Origin of the sequence: Burkholderia sp. Bp9143, from assembly GCF_003853645.1 — a bacterium.
Classification (GTDB): Bacteria; Pseudomonadota; Gammaproteobacteria; order Burkholderiales; family Burkholderiaceae; genus Burkholderia.
In genome coordinates this window covers 1-15572 of record NZ_QTPO01000034.1, presented here as the reverse complement: position 1 = coordinate 15572, position 15572 = coordinate 1, and the positions used below count along the sequence as shown (strand labels likewise).

General features: G+C 66.3%; 11 protein-coding genes. 9 read left to right on the top strand and 2 right to left on the bottom strand.

Annotation, left to right across the window (positions count from 1 at the left end; translation table 11 throughout):
* The first annotated feature begins 76 nt into the window (after positions 1-76).
* The 3 genes from DIE23_RS24215 (at position 77) to DIE23_RS24200 (ending at position 4217) form a co-directional block, all read left to right on the top strand.
* Positions 77-1423 (top strand): adenylosuccinate synthase, encoded by a 1347-nt coding sequence (locus DIE23_RS24215; protein WP_124614452.1) that lies wholly within the window; start codon positions 77-79, stop codon positions 1421-1423.
* 9 nt (positions 1424-1432) lie between these two features.
* Positions 1433-2029 carry a phosphoribosyltransferase gene (locus tag DIE23_RS24210; RefSeq protein WP_124614451.1) on the top strand — a complete coding sequence of 199 codons (597 nt, stop codon included), beginning with the start codon at positions 1433-1435 and terminating at the stop codon, positions 2027-2029.
* A gap of 274 nt (positions 2030-2303) precedes the next feature.
* Positions 2304-4217 carry a potassium transporter Kup gene (locus DIE23_RS24200; RefSeq protein WP_124614450.1) on the top strand — a complete coding sequence of 638 codons (1914 nt, stop codon included), beginning with the start codon at positions 2304-2306 and terminating at the stop codon, positions 4215-4217.
* Positions 4218-4331: 114 nt separating this feature from the next.
* Here the strand turns inward: DIE23_RS24200 and DIE23_RS24195 are convergent, their stop codons facing one another.
* Positions 4332-6656 (bottom strand): Tex family protein, encoded by a 2325-nt coding sequence (locus tag DIE23_RS24195; protein ID WP_124614449.1) that lies wholly within the window; start codon positions 6654-6656, stop codon positions 4332-4334.
* Positions 6657-6816: 160 nt separating this feature from the next.
* Between DIE23_RS24195 and DIE23_RS24190 the strand changes: the two genes are divergently transcribed.
* The 3 genes from DIE23_RS24190 (at position 6817) to DIE23_RS24180 (ending at position 10152) form a co-directional block, all read left to right on the top strand.
* Positions 6817-7560, top strand: a complete 744-nt coding sequence (locus DIE23_RS24190) for a hypothetical protein (protein ID WP_124614448.1) — start codon at positions 6817-6819, stop codon at positions 7558-7560.
* Positions 7561-7637: 77 nt separating this feature from the next.
* Entirely contained in the window at positions 7638-7853 is a 216-nt protein-coding gene (locus DIE23_RS24185) for a YdcH family protein (protein ID WP_006755091.1), read from the top strand.
* 55 nt (positions 7854-7908) lie between these two features.
* Entirely contained in the window at positions 7909-10152 is a 2244-nt protein-coding gene (locus DIE23_RS24180; RefSeq protein WP_124614447.1) for an ATP-dependent DNA helicase, read from the top strand.
* Positions 10153-10233: 81 nt separating this feature from the next.
* On the opposite strand, the gene DIE23_RS24175 is transcribed toward DIE23_RS24180, so the two are convergent.
* Positions 10234-11058, bottom strand: a complete 825-nt coding sequence (locus tag DIE23_RS24175) for an outer membrane protein assembly factor BamD (protein ID WP_124614446.1) — start codon at positions 11056-11058, stop codon at positions 10234-10236.
* A gap of 41 nt (positions 11059-11099) precedes the next feature.
* On the opposite strand from DIE23_RS24175, the gene DIE23_RS24170 reads away from it, so the two are divergent.
* From DIE23_RS24170 to phaC, 3 genes are all read left to right on the top strand, one after another.
* Positions 11100-12308 carry an RluA family pseudouridine synthase gene (locus DIE23_RS24170; protein WP_124614445.1) on the top strand — a complete coding sequence of 403 codons (1209 nt, stop codon included), beginning with the start codon at positions 11100-11102 and terminating at the stop codon, positions 12306-12308.
* A 6-nt stretch (positions 12309-12314) separates the two neighbouring features.
* The gene (gene pgeF, locus DIE23_RS24165) at positions 12315-13154 is read left to right on the top strand and encodes a peptidoglycan editing factor PgeF (protein ID WP_124614444.1); all 840 of its coding nucleotides are present in this window, start codon (positions 12315-12317) and stop codon (positions 13152-13154) included.
* Between the two features lie 367 nt (positions 13155-13521).
* Positions 13522-15396: a class I poly(R)-hydroxyalkanoic acid synthase gene (gene phaC / locus DIE23_RS24160; RefSeq protein ID WP_124614443.1), complete on the top strand. Its 1875-nt coding sequence runs from the start codon at positions 13522-13524 to the stop codon at positions 15394-15396.
* Positions 15397-15572: the final 176 nt, after the last annotated feature.

Here is a 15572-nt window from a genome sequence, read left to right as displayed (position 1 = left end):
TTGAAGCGAAACGGAAAAATTCGGAATCGCCCGCGAACATAGGTAGAATACGTTTTTAACCAGCTAACGAATCAACATGTCTGCCAGCGCAGTGAACGTGACTCCCGGGCGCAATGTCGTCGTCGTGGGAACGCAATGGGGTGATGAAGGCAAGGGCAAGATCGTCGACTGGCTGACGGACCACGCTCAGGGCGTCGTGCGTTTCCAGGGCGGTCACAACGCCGGCCACACCCTCATCATCGGCGGCAAGAAAACCATCTTGCGCCTCATTCCGTCGGGCATCATGCGTGAAGGCGTCGCCTGCTACATCGGCAACGGCGTCGTCCTGGCCCCCGAGGCACTGTTCAAGGAAATCGGCGAGCTGGAAGAGGCCGGCGTGAACGTGCGCGATCGCCTGTTCATCTCCGAAGCCACGACGCTGATCCTGCCGTACCACATCGCGATCGACCAGGCGCGCGAAGCGCGCAAGGGTGCTGGCAAGATCGGTACGACCGGCCGCGGCATTGGCCCCGCGTACGAAGACAAGGTCGGCCGCCGCGCGCTGCGCGTGCAGGACCTGTTCGACGCGAAGACCTTCGCCGACCGCCTGCGCGAAAACCTCGATTTCCACAATTTCGTGCTGACCCAGTACCTGGGTGGCGCGGCCGTCGATTTCCAGGCCACGCTCGACACGATGCTCGGCTATGCCGATCGCCTGAAGCCGATGGTGGCCGACGTGTCGCGCCGCCTGTACGACGCGAACAACGCTGGCCAGAACCTGCTGTTCGAAGGCGCGCAAGGCACGCTGCTCGACATCGACCACGGCACCTATCCGTTCGTCACGTCGAGCAACTGCGTCGCGGGTGCGGCATCGGCCGGCGCCGGCGTCGGTCCGCAGAAGCTGAACTACATCCTCGGCATCACGAAGGCGTATTGCACGCGCGTCGGTTCGGGCCCGTTCCCGAGCGAGTTGTACGACGCGGACAACCCGCAGCGTCAGGACCAGGTCGGTGTCACGCTGGCGAACGTCGGCAAGGAATTCGGCTCGGTCACCGGCCGTCCGCGCCGCACCGGCTGGCTCGACGCAGCGGCACTGCGCCGCTCGATCCAGATCAACGGCGTGTCGGGCCTGTGCATGACGAAGCTCGACGTGCTCGACGGCCTCGATGAAGTCAAGCTGTGCGTCGGCTACAAGATCGACGGCAAGGACGTGGACATCCTGCCGCGCGGCGCGGCCGACGTCGCACGTTGCGAGCCCGTGTACGAAACGTTCGCCGGCTGGAAGGAAAGCACCGTCGGCATCAAGGCGTGGGACGCGCTGCCGGCGAATGCGCAGGCCTACCTGACCCGTGTCCAGGAAGTGGCCGGCGTGCCGGTCGACATGGTTTCGACGGGTCCGGATCGCGACGAAACGATCCTGCTCCGCCATCCGTTCAAGGTGTAATTTTTCAGCATGACGCAGCAAATCACGATGACGGCGGCAGACTTGATGACCGATCCGCGCAACGACGACAAGAACCTGTGGGTCGGCTGGGACGAATACCATCGTCTAATCGAACTGCTCGCGCTTCAGGTGCATGAATCGGGCTGGAAGTTCGACCAGATCCTGTGCCTCGCCCGCGGCGGTCTGCGCGTCGGTGACCAGCTGTCGCGCATCTACGACGTCCCGCTCGCGATCCTCGCGACGAGTTCGTACCGCGAAGCGGCCGGCACGGAGCAGGGCGAGCTCGACATCGCGCAGTACATCACGATGACGCGCGGCCAACTCGCGGGCAACGTGCTGCTGGTCGACGATCTCGTCGATTCGGGCGTCACGCTCGCGCGCGTGCAGGAGCACCTGAAGGAGCGCTATCCGTCGGTCACGGCCGTGCGCTCGGCCGTGCTCTGGTACAAGGGTTGCTCGAAGGTGAAGCCGGACTATCACACGCAGTATCTGCCGACGAATCCGTGGATTCATCAGCCGTTCGAAGAGTGGGACACCGTTCGTCCGCACAACCTCGAGGCATGGATCAAGCGCGGTCGCGCGCAGCGCGACGGTTCGGGCGCGTAAGCGGCCGGCCGATCGAAGGAAAGCCTTGTACGGCGCCGCTTGCGGCGCCGTTTTTTTATGGGCGAACCGGGCCGGCGGGCACGACGATCGGCGCGCGCGGTAGGCAGACGGCGCGGCCCCGGCTATCATGGCAGCCCTGCCACAGCTTGCGCGGGAATGCATGCGCGGCGTGGATCACGTGGTTTAAGGGCAACAAGGCAGGACGGTTTTTCAGGGGGGCGCGAGTAGAATAGCGCTCGTTTTGTCCGAACCGGACCCGATTATTACGTTTCATATGAACGACACGATCCAGGCGACCGACGCAGCCCACGCGCATTCGACGCACCAACATTCGATGCAGGCGCTCGCGATAGCGGCCATCGGCGTCGTATTCGGCGACATCGGCACGAGCCCGTTGTATTCGCTGAAGGAGGCTTTCAGCCCCGCCCACGGCATTCCGCTGACCGAAAGCTCGATTCTCGGCGTGATCTCGCTGCTGTTCTGGGCGATCATCCTGGTGGTCGGCATCAAGTACCTGCTGTTCGTGATGCGGGCCGACAACAACGGCGAGGGCGGCGTGCTCGCGCTGATGGCGCTGTCGCTGCGGCCACTCGACTCGAAAACCCGCGTCGCGGGCGCGCTGATGGCGCTCGGGATCTTCGGCGCGTGCATGTTCTACGGCGATGCCGTGATCACGCCGGCGATTTCCGTGATGTCGGCGGTCGAAGGCCTCGAGATCGCGACCCCGCATCTGTCCCACCTCGTGCTGCCGATCACGATCGTGATCCTGATCGCGCTGTTCTGGATCCAGCGCCACGGTACCGCGACGGTCGGCAAGCTGTTCGGGCCGATCATGGTGCTGTGGTTCGTCGTGATCGCTGCGCTCGGCGTGTATCACATCCTGCGTGCGCCGGGCGTCATCGCGGCAATCAATCCGTACTACGCGGCGTCGTTCATGGCAGATCACCTGCTGCAGGCGTACGTCGTGCTGGGTTCGGTCGTGCTGGTGCTGACCGGCGCGGAAGCGCTTTATGCGGACATGGGCCACTTCGGCGCGAAGCCGATCCGCCTCGCCGCGTACGGGCTCGTGATGCCGTCGCTGGTCCTGAACTACTTCGGTCAGGGCGCGCTGCTGATCCAGAATCCGAAGGCGATCGAGAATCCGTTCTTCCTGATGGCGCCGGAATGGGCGCTGCTGCCGCTTGTCGTGCTGTCGACGGTCGCGACCGTGATCGCTTCGCAGGCCGTGATCTCGGGCGCGTATTCGCTGACGTCGCAGGCGATCCAGCTCGGCTACGTGCCGCGCATGAAGGTGCTGCATACGTCCGAACTGGCGATCGGCCAGATCTACGTGCCGGTCGTGAACTGGCTGCTGTTGTTCGTGATCCTTTGCATCGTGATCGGCTTCAAGAGCTCCGACAACCTCGCGGCCGCATACGGCATCGCGGTGACGGCGACGATGGTGATCACGACCGTGCTCGCGGCCGTCGTGATGGTGAAGGTGTGGAACTGGAACCGGCTGCTCGTCGGCGCGATCATCGCGGTGTTCCTCGCGGTCGACCTGGGCTTTTTCGGCGCGAACCTGCTGAAGGTCGCGCAGGGCGGCTGGCTGCCGCTCGGCATCGGCGCGCTGCTGTTCTTCCTGCTGATGACCTGGTACAAGGGCCGCCACATCGTCAAGGAGCGTACGGCCGCCGACGGTATCCCGCTCGAGCCGTTCCTGCAGGGGCTGCTCGCGCATCCGCCGCACCGCGTGTCGGGCACCGCGATCTACCTGACCGGCAACGACAAGCTCGTGCCCGTCAGCCTGCTGCACAACCTGAAGCACAACAAGGTGCTGCACGAGCGGACCATCTTCCTGACGTTCGTTACGCGCGACATCCCGTACGTGCGTGACGACAAGCGCCTGAGTTCGCGCGATGCGGGCGGCGGCCTGTACATCGTCAAGGCCGAATATGGCTTCAACGAGACGCCGGACGTGAAGGCCGTGCTCGAGGAATTCGGCCGCACGCACGACATGACGTTCGAGCTGATGGACACGTCGTTCTTCCTCGCGCGCGAAACGGTCGTGCCGACGCATCTGCCCGGCATGTCGATCTGGCGCGAACGCGTGTTCGCATGGATGCATCAGAATGCGGCGAAGCCGACCGACTTCTTCTCGATCCCGGCGAACCGCGTCGTCGAGCTCGGTACCAAGATCGAGATCTGACCCGCGCGGGGCCGCGCATGCGGCCCATGCCGATCCGGCAGCGCGTTCGGCGAAGCCATGAAAAAGCCCGCCTTTCGGCGGGCTTTTTTTCGTGCGTCGACAGCCTTCGCGTGCTCAGCGCTTCAGCTTCGCGAACGCGGCGGCCATCGCGCCGGCCGGTTCCGGTTCGCGCGAACGCTGCGGGCGGGCCGCACCGCGGCCGGCATTGCCGCGATCCTGACCGCCGCGCGGCACCATGCCGGGCGCGGCCGCTTCGTCGTCGAGGCGCATCGTCAGCGCAATGCGCTGGCGCTTCACGTCGACGTCGAGCACCTTGACCTTGACGACCTGGCCGGCCTTCACGACTTCGTGCGGATCCTTGATGAACTTCGTCGACATCGCGGACACGTGGACGAGGCCGTCCTGGTGCACGCCGATATCCACGAACGCGCCGAATGCCGCGACGTTCGTCACGACCCCTTCGAGCAGCATGCCCGGCATCAGGTCGGACACCTTCTCGACGCCATCGCGGAACGTTGCGGTCTTGAATTCGGGGCGCGGGTCACGACCCGGTTTTTCGAGTTCGGACAGGATATCGCGCACGGTCGGCAGGCCGAAACGTTCGTCAACGAATTCGGTCGGCGACAGGCCGGACAGCGCGTCGCGGCTGCCGAGCACGTCGTCGATCCGCTTGCTGATCTTCGCGAGGATCCGTTCGACGACCGGATAGGCTTCCGGGTGAACCGACGAGCGGTCGAGCGGATTCTCGCCGCCGTTGATGCGCAGGAAGCCGGCCGCCTGTTCGAAGGTCTTGTCGCCAAGACGCGGCACCTTGCGCAGGTGGTCGCGCGATGGGAACGGCCCGTTCGCGTCGCGGTAGTCGACGATGTTGCGTGCGAGCGTGGCGTTCAGGCCCGACACGCGTGCGAGCAGCGCGACCGACGCGGTGTTCGCGTCGACGCCGACCGCGTTCACGCAATCCTCGACCACCGCGTCGAGCGAGCGGGCGAGTTCGCGCTGATTCACGTCGTGCTGGTACTGGCCGACGCCGATCGCCTTCGGCTCGATCTTCACGAGCTCGGCGAGCGGGTCCTGCAGGCGGCGGGCGATCGACACGGCGCCGCGCAGCGACACGTCGAGTTCCGGGAATTCCTTCGCGGCCAGCTCGGACGCCGAGTAGACCGATGCGCCAGCCTCCGACACGACGATCTTCTGCAGCCGCAATTCCGGGTGCCTGGAGATCAGCTCGCTCGCGAGCTTGTCGGTTTCACGGGACGCGGTGCCGTTGCCGATGCTGATCAGCTCGGCCTGAGTCTGCGCGGCGATCCGCGCGAGCTTGGCGAGCGAGCCGTCCCAGTCGCGGCGCGGCTCGTGCGGGTAGATCGTGTCGGTCGCGAGCAGCTTGCCGGTGCGGTCGACCACGGCGACCTTCACGCCCGTGCGCAGGCCGGGGTCGAGACCGATCACGGCCTTCGGGCCGGCCGGTGCGGCCAGCAGCAGGTCCTTCAGGTTGCGGGCGAACACGCGGATCGCTTCGGCTTCCGCCGTTTCGCGCAGTTGCGTGAGCAGTTCGTTCTCGATGTGCGGCTGCACCTTCACGCGCCAGCACCAGCGGCACACGTCGGACAGCCACTTGTCGGCCGGGCGGCTCTGGTTCGCGATCCCGAAATGGCGCGCGATCATCGCTTCGCCTGGATGCGGGACCTGCGCGTCGAGTTCCTCGCCGAGGCCGAGCTTGACGGTCAGCACGCCGGCGTTGCGGCCGCGGAACAGCGCGAGCGCGCGGTGCGACGGCACGGTCCGGATCGTTTCCGCGTAGTCGTAGTAGTCGCGGAATTTCTCGCCTTCCTCGTTTTCCTTGCCTTCGACGACCGCCGACGACACGACGCCCTGGCCGTGCAGGTAGTCGCGCAGCTTGCCGAGCAATTCGGCCGTTTCGCCGAACTGTTCGGACAGGATGTCGCGCGCGCCGTCGAGCGCGGCCTTCACGTCGGCGACGCCCTTGTCGGCATCGACGTACGCGGCGGCTTCCGTCTGGGGATCGAGCAGCGGATTCGCGAGCAGGGCCTGCGCGAGCGGCTCGAGGCCGGCTTCGCGGGCGATCTGCGCACGCGTGCGGCGCTTCGGCTTGTACGGCAGATAAAGGTCTTCGAGCACCTGCTTGCTGTCGGCCGCGTCGATCGCGGCGCGCAGTTCGTCGGTCAGCTTGCCCTGTTCGTCAATGCTCGACAGGATCGCCGCGCGGCGATCCTCGAGCTCGCGCAGATACAGGAGGCGTTCCTCGAGCTGACGCAACTGCGTGTCGTCCAGGTTGCCGGTCACTTCCTTGCGGTACCGGGCAATGAACGGAACGGTCGAGCCTTCGTCGAGGAGTTGCACTGCCGCCGCGACCTGGCGCGGCTGGACGGACAGTTCGGTGGCGATGCGCTGTACGATCTTGAGTGCTACGGTTTCCGTCATGTCGTGGATGATCTGCCTGCTGAAATCGCGGCGCGGGCCGGCAGGCCGCGCGCGGCGGGCTGCGAGACGGGCCCGCCGGACCAGATGCCGCGGGTGAGTGAAGCGGGGCATTTTGCCATAAATGACGGAGCGTCCAGCCGGGGGTGATAGAATTTGACACATGTCCCGCAGCTTTCCTACGACGTTGCCAACTTCCCGCATTTCTCTCGTCGCGCTCGGCGCAGCGCTTGCCGCGGCTTTGTCCGTCGGGTCTACCGTCGCGTACGCACAGGCATCGGGCGCAACCGCGCCGGACGCCGCTGCCGCCGCGCCCTCCGCCACGCAGGATTTTGACGCCCGTCAAAAAGTGCTCAATCAACGTTCCGCGGAAAACGATTATCGTTATGCCGTGGCGGAGCACGACTGCTACAGCAAGTTCTTCGTCAATCACTGTCTTGGCGTCGCGCGTGACCAGATGCGCGAGGAGCGGGCGAGCATTCGTCAGGAGCAGCTCGCGCTCGACGACGAGCAGCGCGCGGTGCGGGCGCAGCAGCGCGATCAGCAGCAGGCGTTGAAGCAGGCGCAGAATGCGGCGGAAGCGCCGCAGCGCGCGGCGAACGATGCGGCGAACGCGGCTGCGTTCCGCGACAAGCAGGAGCAGAATGCACTGAAACAGGCGCAGCGTGGCGCGGAAGGTCCGCAGCGCGCCGCGAGCAAGCAGGCATACGACCAGAAGCAGGCGGACTTCCAGCACAAGCTCGACCAGGCGCGCCAGCAGGGCGCGCAGAAGGCGCAGGAGCGGTCGGACAACGCCGCGCGCTACGAGCAGAAGCAGAAGGAAGCCGCCCAGCACAAGGCCGATGTCGAGCGGCGTCAGCAGGAAGCGGCCGGCAAAGCCAAGCAGCAGCAACAGCAGGGGCAGTAACGTGTTGGATTGATCCGGAGTCAGTCTCGTGCGTGCCGGCACGCCAGCCGGCGCGCTGCTTCGATGAGGAGGCGCATATGCAAAACCGTCCCACGGAACAGCAGCAGGAATTGCACAACCGTTTGGCTGCATTGCAGGAGCAGCACCAGCAGCTCGCTCGGGAGATCGAGCTGAAGGAAGGACACTCCGACATCGACGACATCACGCTGCACCGGCTGAAGAAGGAAAAGCTGGCGGCCAAGGACAAAATCATTTTGCTGCAATCGCAGCTGGAACCGGATAAGCGCGCCTGAGCGCGGCCTGGCAAGCGCCGGCGCCGCCCGGGCGCTGGACACAGGAACGCTTGCCTTGAATTCACCGCTTGAAGCCAACCCCGATGCCCGGCGTGACGCGTCGTCCGCCGGGCGCGTTCGTACGCCCGAAGGCACCTTCGAGCTGAGCCGCAAGCGCGTCGACGAACTCGACACGATCTTCGGCGAGGGCGGACTGCTCGCGCGCGCGCTGGACGGCTATCACCCGCGCCAGTCGCAGATCGAGATGGCGCGCGCGGTCGCGTCCGCGATGGAGGCGTCCGCGCGCCGGATGCCCGAGCCGGAAATCTTCGAGACCCGCAAGCGGCCGGCGCGCCGCCTTGGCGAAGGCGACCAGGCGGCCGAGTCCGCCGCGGACGGCGCAGCCGCCGACACCGATAGCGACGCCAGCGACAACACGCTGATCGTCGAGGCCGGCACCGGTACCGGCAAGACCTATGCGTACCTGGTGCCCGCGATGCTGTGGGGCGGCAAGGTGATCGTGTCGACCGGCACGAAACACCTGCAGGACCAGCTGTTCCAGCGCGACATCCCGACGGTGCGCAACGCGCTCGCGGTGCCGGTGACGGTCGCGATGCTCAAGGGCCGCTCGAACTACCTGTGCCATTACTACCTGCAGCGCACGGCCGACAACGGCCGCCTGCCGTCGCGGCAGGACACCGCGTACCTGCAGGAAATCGTTCGGTTCGCGAAGATCACGAAGAGCGGCGACAAGGCCGAGCTCGCGAGCGTGCCGGAGACGGCGCCCGTGTGGTCGATGGTCACGTCGACGCGCGACAACTGCCTCGGCCAGGAGTGCCCGCAGTACAAGGAATGCTTCGTGATGCAGGCGCGCCGGGAGGCGCAGCAGGCCGACGTCGTCGTCGTCAACCATCACCTGTTCTTCGCGGACATCATGCTGCGCGACACCGGGATGGCCGAGCTGCTGCCGAACGCGAACACGGTGATCTTCGACGAAGCGCACCAGTTGCCGGAGACGGCCACGCTGTTCTTCGGCGAGACGCTGTCGACCACGCAGATTCTCGAACTCGCGCGCGACACGGTCGCCGAAGGCCTGAGCCATGCGCGCGATGCGGTCGAGTGGGTGAAGCTCGGCGGCGATCTCGAGCGCGCGGCGCGCGACCTGCGCCTCGCGTTCGCGAACGACCAGATCGTGCGCATGTCGCTCGCGCAACTGGGTGACGATCATCCGATGTTCGGCGCGCTCGACGCGCTCGAAGTCGCGCTCGACGCGCTTGCCTCTGCGCTCGCGAGCCAGGCCGAGCGTGCGGAATCGCTCGGCGCGTGCCTGCGGCGCGCGCGCGAGCTGCAGGACCTGCTCGCGGGCTGGGTCGCGCCCGGTGCGGCGGAAGCGGCCGCGAAGGCCGATGCCGCCGCGGCCGGCGACAAGGCGGCTGCCGACGACCCGAACGAGAAGGTGCGCTGGGTCGAGGTATTCGCGCATACCGTCCAACTGCACGAAACGCCGCTGTCGGTCGCGCCGATTTTCGCGAAGCAGCGGGCCGGCGTGCCGCGCGCATGGGTCTTCACTTCTGCGACGCTGTCGGTGCGCGGCGATTTCACGCACTATGCGGCCCAGATGGGCCTCAGCTCGCGGCGCTCGATGACACTCGCGAGTCCGTTCGACTATCAGACACAGGGCCTGCTGTACGTGCCGCGCAACCTGCCGCAGCCGTCGTCGCCGGCGTTTACCGATGCCGTGTTCGACGCCGCGTTGCCGGCGATCGAGGCGTCGGGCGGTGGCGTCTTCATGCTGTGCACGACGCTGCGCGCGGTCGACCGGATCGCGTCGAAACTGCGCGACGTGATCGAGTCGCGCGGCTGGAACATGCCGCTGCTGGTGCAGGGCGATGCCAGCCGCACCGAGCTGCTCGACCGCTTCCGTTCGTACGGCAATGCGATCCTCGTCGGCAGCCAGAGCTTCTGGGAAGGCGTGGATGTGCGCGGCGACGCGCTGTCGCTCGTCGTGATCGACAAGCTGCCGTTCGCGCCGCCCGACGATCCGGTGCTGGCCGCGCGGCTCGACGCGCTGACCAAGAAGGGCTTGAGCCCGTTCGCGGTTCACCAGTTGCCGCAGGCCGTGATCACGCTGAAGCAGGGCGCGGGCCGCCTGATTCGCGCGGAGACCGATCGCGGCGTGCTGATGATCTGCGACACGCGGCTCGTCGACAAGCCTTACGGTCGCCGGATCTGGCAGAGCCTGCCACCGTTCAAGCGCACGCGAGAGATCGCGGTCGTGCAGGACTTCTTCGACGAACATCGCGCGGAAAAGCGCGCGTAACCGAACCGCCGCCTGCTACAGGCGGCACCAACAAAAAACCCGGCTCGATGGCCGGGTTTTTTGTTGTGCGGCGGGCGTCGCTCAGAACTGCCACCACGACTTCTTCGTGCCGGGGCGCGAGTGGCCGGTGATGTACGGACTGTCCGGGAAGGTCCCCGCCAGCACGCGCTTCGTGTCTTCCGCGAGTTGCGGCTGGTCCAGCTTGCCGTACGACAGGATCATGATGTGCAGCGCGTCCTCGATCGCCGGCGCGCCCTTGTAGTCCTTGATCGCGAGCTGAGCACGGTTGATTGCCGCGACATAGGCGCCGCGCCGATAGTAGTAGTCGGCGGCGTGCACTTCGTGCGAGGCGAGCGCGTTGACGATGTAGCGCATCCGGGCGGCGGCGTCGGGCGCGTACTTGCTCTTCGGATAGCGGTCGACGACGACCTTGAACGCGTCGTACGATTCGCGCAGTGCCTGCGGATCGCGCTCGCTCATGTCCTGGCCGGAGAAGCGGCCGAACAGGCCGAGATCGTCGTTGAAGTGGATCATCCCCTTCAGGTAGTACGCGTACGGGATATCCGGGTGATCCGGATGCAGCTGGATGAAGCGGTCGACGGCCTGGTCGGCGGCTGCCGCTTCGTTGTCCTTCCAGTTGCAGTACGCGACGTTGATCTGCGCCTGTTGCGCGAAATGGCCGAACGGATCGCGGCCTTGCAGCGATTCGAAATATTTCGCGCACTTGCCCCAGTCGCCGCCGGACAGTGCGTCCTGGGCCTCTGAGTATAATTTGTTGTTCGACCAGGTAGCCGTCTCGTCCTGCTTCTGCGGCAAGCCGTGGCAGCCGGCGATGAGGGCCGCGGCCGCTACCACCGCAGCTCGGGCGGCGACGGTTTTGGCCGTACGTTTGGTCGAATTCATCATGCTCGCATGTCCTAGCTTCAAGTCTCGGTGACCCAGTCTAAATGACCCGTTCAAGTTCGCAGAATGCCCCGCGGGGCAAGTCAAATCGCGAAGATTATAGCCCAAGCGATCGGCCCGCCGATGCTGCCTCGGGGGATTCCCCCGATGATGATCTGGCTGCAGACGCGATGCAGCCGCCTGTCGTGCCGTCCGCGGCGGCCGACGAGGCGCCGCGCGTCGTCGAAGTGCCGCTGTCGCTCGCGGGTGAACGCCTCGACAAGGCGCTTGCCCAACTGTTCCCTGAATTCTCCCGCAGCCGCCTGCAGAGCTGGATCGAGGCGCAACGCGTGCTGGTCGACGGCGCGCCGGCGAAGATCCGCCAGCCGGTGCCGCTCGGCGCAAGGATCGAGCTCGTGCCCGACCTGCTGCCGGAGCAACTGGCGTTCACGCCGGAGCCGGTGCCGCTCGACGTCATCTACGAGGACGACGCGCTCGTCGTCATCAACAAGCCGGCCGGCCTCGTCGTCCACCCGGCTGCCGGCAACTGGAGCGGCACGATCCTCAACGGCCTGCTGCACCGCTACGGCGACGCGGCGGCAGGCCTGCCGCGCGCGGGCATCGTGCACCGGCTCGACAAGGAGACGTCCGGCCTGATGGTGGTTGCACGCACACTTGCCGCGCAAACCGACCTCGTGCGCCAGCTGCAGGCGCGCACGGTGAAGCGCCGCTATTTCGCGCTCGTGTGGGGCATGATGCCCGAAGACGGCACGATCGACGCGCCGATCGGCCGCGATCCGCGCGAGCGCACACGCATGGCCGTCGTCACCGGCGCGTCGGGCAAGCCCGCGCGCACGCATTTCCGCACGGTTGACACATGCATGTGGCAACGTCAGCCGGTGTCCGCGATCCAGTGCGACCTCGAAACCGGCCGCACGCACCAGATCCGCGTGCACTGCTCGCATGTCGGGCATCCGCTGCTCGGCGATCCGGTGTACGGGCGCGCGCGCGGCAAGCGCTCGGTCGCGCCGCTGCCGGACGGGTTCGCGCGGCAGGCGCTGCACGCATGGCGGCTCGGCCTCGTGCATCCGGTTACGGGCAAGACGATGCAGTGGCGCTGCCCGTTGCCTGACGACATGAACGCACTCGTCGCGGCGCTGGGCTTCGGGCAGGGCGAAGAGGAATTCGACGATGACGACGGTGTCTACGACGATGACGATTTCGCCGGCGACTATCAGGATCACGACGAGGATTACGACGATGAGGAGGAGTGAGTGCCGATGACGAACCTGGCGCCGTTGACGTGGCGGGACTGCGTGCAGCCCGACTGGCAGGTGGCGCCGCGCGTGCGTGCGCTGATCACCACGCGCAACGGCGGCGTGAGCGAAGGCCCGTACGGGCGCTGGCAGGACGGCGCCGCGTTGCCGGGCGGGATGAATCTCGGCCTGCATACCGGTGACGATCCGGCCCATGTCGCGGCGAATCGCGCGCGCTTGCTCGCGTTGGCGGGCCAGTCGCGTGCGGCATGGCTCGAGCAGGTTCACGGCGCGCAGATCGTGCGTGCGGACGAGGTGATCGAGGCCGCACCGGGTGCAGCGGCGCCCGTGCAGGCCGACGCGAGCGTGACCGACCGCGCGGGGGCAGTCTGCGTCGTGATGGTCGCGGATTGCCTGCCGGTGCTGCTGTGCGATGCGCAGGGTCGGGCGGTGGGCGCGGCGCATGCAGGCTGGCGCGGGCTCGCGGCCGGCATCGTCGAGCAGACCGCGGCCCGCGTTGCGGCGCTCGCCGGCGGTGCGACGGATGCGCTCCATGCGTACCTCGGGCCCGCGATTGGCCCGCAGGCATTCGAAGTCGGCGCCGACGTGCGCGAGGCGTTTCTCGACACGGCTCCGCAGTCGGAGCATGATGAGACGCGGCAAGCGTTCGTCGCGATCGACGGCGCGCCCGGCAAGTACCTCGCCGACCTCCATGCGCTCGCGCGCCTGCGCCTCGCGCGTGCAGGTATTGCGCACGTGAGCGGCGGGACCGCCTGCACGGTCACCGAACACGCGCGCTTCTATTCGTACCGGCGCGACCGCGTGACCGGCCGCATGGCGGCGGCGATCTGGCTGGCCGATTGACGGCTGACCGCGCGTGCTTGCGCGCGCGGTTTGTTGCGATGCAAAATCGGGTTATCTCGATATTGGCGCGGCAATGCGGCGTTGCATGGACAACCGAATGAATAATCGCGAAGTCAAGTCAGTCAAAATGTTTTATGTTTCGCCGGAAGCCTTGTCCCGCTTGTTGCACGCGGATTATCTCCGAGCAGAAATGTTCAGTGGTCTGACGCAGTGCTTCACATGGGGAAAACGATAATGATAAAAATACCGCACTGCGGCAGAATCTGGAGACGCCTCTCCAGAGCATGACGGCCCGGCTCGCAGCCGGCACGCCGCGCGCGAGCAGGATTTCACGATTGACGCTCACGAATCACCGGTAAGGCAGGTAATGACAGCATCGAAAAATTCGTCGACGTCCGCTCAGGCGGGCACTTTCGCGGGCAGCACTGGATTCGGCCAGGCTACCCAGCCGATGCAGCAGATGTTCGAGGCATGGCTGAACGCCTGGCGCGGTTTCGCCGATCCGGCACGCGCCGCAACGGCGGCGACCACCGCGAATCCGTTCACCGCATTCCAGTTCCCGACATCGGTTCCGTTCCAGATGCCGTCGATGCCCGATCTGGGTGCCCTCGGTGGCCTGGCATCGCCGTTCGCGGGGTTGAAGCTGCCGGTTGCCGCGATCCCGCCCGAACGGCTCCAGAAGCTGCAAGCAGACTATGCGCGCGACTGCATGACGCTGATGCAGCAGGCCGCCGCCGCGAAGCTCGAGTCGCCTGAACTGAAGGATCGCCGCTTCAGCGCCGATGCCTGGAAGGCGTCGCCCGCGCATGCATTCGCGGCTGCGTGGTATCTGCTCAACGCGCGCTACCTGCAGGAACTGGCCGACGCGCTCGAGACCGATCCGAAGACGCGCGAACGCATCCGTTTCTCCGTCCAGCAATGGACGGCCGCCGCCGCGCCGAGCAACTTCCTCGCGCTCAATCCCGATGCGCAGAAATCGATCCTCGAGACGCAGGGCGAAAGCCTGCGGCAGGGGATGATGAACCTGCTCGGCGACATGCAGCGCGGCAAGATTTCGCAGACCGACGAATCGCAATTCGTGGTCGGCAAGAACCTCGGGTGTACCGAAGGCGCGGTCGTCTACGAGAACGACCTGATCCAGCTGATCCAGTACACGCCGAAGACGGACAAGGTGTTCGAGCGGCCGCTCTTGATCGTGCCGCCGTGCATCAACAAGTTCTACATCCTCGACCTGCAGCCCGAGAATTCGCTCGTCGCGCATGCGCTGTCGAACGGCCATCAGGTGTTCCTCGTGTCGTGGCGCAACGCCGATGCGTCGGTCGCGCACAAGACGTGGGATGACTACATGAATGAAGGGCTGCTCGCGGCGATCGACGCAGTGCAGCAGGTCAGCGGCCGCGAGCAGATCAACACGCTCGGTTTCTGCGTCGGCGGCACGATGCTCGCGACCGCGCTGTCGGTGCTCGCCGCGCGCGGCGAACATCCGGCCGCGTCGATGACGCTGCTGACCGCGATGCTCGACTTCACCGACACCGGCATCCTCGACGTGTTCGTCGACGAGGCGCACGTGCAGATGCGCGAGCAGACCATCGGCGGCAAGAACGGCGCCGCGCCGGGGCTGATGCGCGGCGTCGAGTTCGCGAACACGTTCTCGTTCCTCCGGCCGAACGACCTCGTGTGGAACTACGTCGTCGACAACTACCTGAAGGGCCGCACGCCCGCCGCGTTCGACCTGCTGTACTGGAACAGCGACTCGACGAGCCTGCCGGGTCCGATGTACGCGTGGTACCTGCGCAATACCTATCTCGAGAACAAGCTCCGCGTGCCGGGCGCGGTGACGGTGTGCGGCGAATCCGTCGACCTGTCGCGCATCGACGTGCCGAGCTTCATCTACGGGTCGCGCGAGGATCACATCGTGCCGTGGCAGACGGCCTACGCGTCTACGTCGATCCTGACGGGTCCGCTGAAGTTCGTGCTCGGCGCGTCGGGTCACATCGCGGGCGTGATCAATCCGCCGGCGAAGAGGAAGCGCAGCTACTGGGTCAACGACAATGACCTGCCCGAATCCGCGGACGACTGGTTTGCCGGCGCGACCGAGCAGCCGGGCAGCTGGTGGACGACCTGGGTCGAGTGGCTCGACCAGTACGGCGGCCGCAAGGTCGCGCCGCCTGCCAAGGCCGGGTCCGCGCAGTTCCCGGTGATCGAGCCGGCGCCGGGCCGCTACGTGTTGCAGCGCGATTGACGAAAACCGGACAGCGGCGCACGCTGTCCGATGCACCGCAGTTTTTTTAACAGGGCTGGTAGCGATGCGCCGTGTCGTGCGGGCCCGGAGGAAACGGAAATGACGGACGTAGTGATCGTATCGGCCGCGCGGACCGCGGTCGGCAAATTCGGCGGCTCGCTCGCGAAGGTCGCGGC